General features: G+C 57.3%; 2 protein-coding genes. Both read left to right on the forward strand.

Going from position 1 to position 1,628, the window contains the following annotated elements:
- Window positions 1-54: 54 nt before the first annotated feature.
- A complete protein-coding gene (gene tnpB, locus M5C01_RS32685; protein ID WP_080266043.1) occupies window positions 55-411 on the forward strand; it encodes an IS66 family insertion sequence element accessory protein TnpB in 357 nt (118 codons plus the stop codon).
- Window positions 412-429: 18 nt separating this feature from the next.
- The coding region (locus M5C01_RS32690) for an IS66 family transposase (protein WP_152742434.1) at window positions 430-1,628 on the forward strand (1,199 nt) is incomplete at its 3' end.

The following is a 1,628-nucleotide window of genomic DNA, read 5'->3' on the forward strand; positions in this document are numbered from 1 at the left end:
ATATTTGATGCCCGATGCTGCGCTCCCGAATTCTTTCCGGAGCCTGCTGCCATGATGCGACCCGATGCAAAAGTAGAAAAAGTCTACCTCTACCCCAAACCCGTGGACTTTCGAAAGTCCATCGATGGCCTCGCTGCCCTCGTCGAGCTGGATATCAAAGTCGCCGTGTTCGACCCCGTGCTTTTTGTCTTCCTCAACAAGCCACGCAACCGAGTGAAAATATTATATTGGGAGCGCAACGGCTTCTGCCTATGGCTCAAACGCCTCGAGTCCGAGCGCTTTAAAACATCGCCCGATGCCGGCGACGAGGCGATCGTCCTGACAGTCCAGGAACTGAACTGGCTGCTCGACGGCTTCGACCTCTGGCGCAACCGTCCACATCAGGTTTTGACGCCTCGATATGTCGCGTAGTCGGGTATAATCCTGACCATGATTTCGATGCCCGAAGACCTTCCTGACGACCCCGTTTTACTCAAGCAATTGCTTGCGCAGATGCTCAATGAGCGTGAGGTTGATAAGGAGCACATCAGCGACTTGAAAGAACAGATCAAGCTGTTGCGTGATCGTCTCTTCGGGCGCAAGTCAGAGCAATCCGTTGATCCGATTACGCCACAACTGGCGCTGTTCAATGAGCCGGAAAGTGTCGAACTGACAGCGCCTGAGCCCGACGAGGAAGTGGTCGCACCCGGTCCGCGCCGTGGTAAGCGCCGCCCGTTGTCGGCTGATTTGCCACGGATCGAAGTCATCCACGAACTGCCCGAACATGAACTGACCTGTGCTTGCGGTTGTCGCAAACACACCATCGGCGAAGAAACCAGCGAACAGCTGGACATCGTGCCGATGCAGATTCGCGTGATCAAACACATTCGCAAGGTCTACGGCTGCCGAGGTTGCGAAAGCGCCCCGGTCACCGCCGACAAACCCGCGCAATTGATTGAAAAGAGCATGGCCAGCCCCAGCGTGCTGGCCATGTTGCTGACCACCAAATACGTGGATGGCCTGCCGCTGTATCGGTTTGAAAAAGTCCTCGGCCGTCACGGTGTTGATATCCCGCGCCAGACCCTGGCCCGTTGGGTTATCCAGTGCTGTGAGCACTTCCAGCCGCTACTGAATCTGATGCGCGAGCGATTACTGGAAAGCCCGGTGATCCACTGCGATGAAACTCGCGTTCAGGTGCTCAAGGAACCTGACCGTGACCCGACCAGCCAATCCTGGATGTGGGTGCAGGCCAGCGGTCCGCCGGACAGGAAAGTCGTGTTGTTTGACTACACCACCAGCCGGGGACGGGAGGTGCCGTTACGCCTGCTCGATGGCTATCGTGGCTATTTGATGACCGACGACTATGCGGCCTACAACGCGGTGAGCGCCCAACCCGGAGTTGAGCGCTTGCTCTGCATGGCGCATGCGCGACGCAAGTTTATCGAGGCCCAGAAAGTGCAGCCCAAGGGCAAGTCGGGTCGAGCGGATATCGCGCTGGCGATGATCAACAAGCTGTACGGTATCGAGCGCGAGCTCAAAGACGCCAGCGATGAACAGCGTTATATCGGTCGCCAGGAAAAGAGCCTGCCGATCCTGGCCCAGTTGAAAAGCTGGCTGGAGAAAAGCCAGCCGCAGGTCACGACGCAGAG

The sequence above is a fragment of the Pseudomonas sp. MWU12-2319 genome (genome assembly GCF_023242525.1).
Classification (GTDB): domain Bacteria; phylum Pseudomonadota; class Gammaproteobacteria; order Pseudomonadales; family Pseudomonadaceae; genus Aquipseudomonas; species Aquipseudomonas gingeri_D.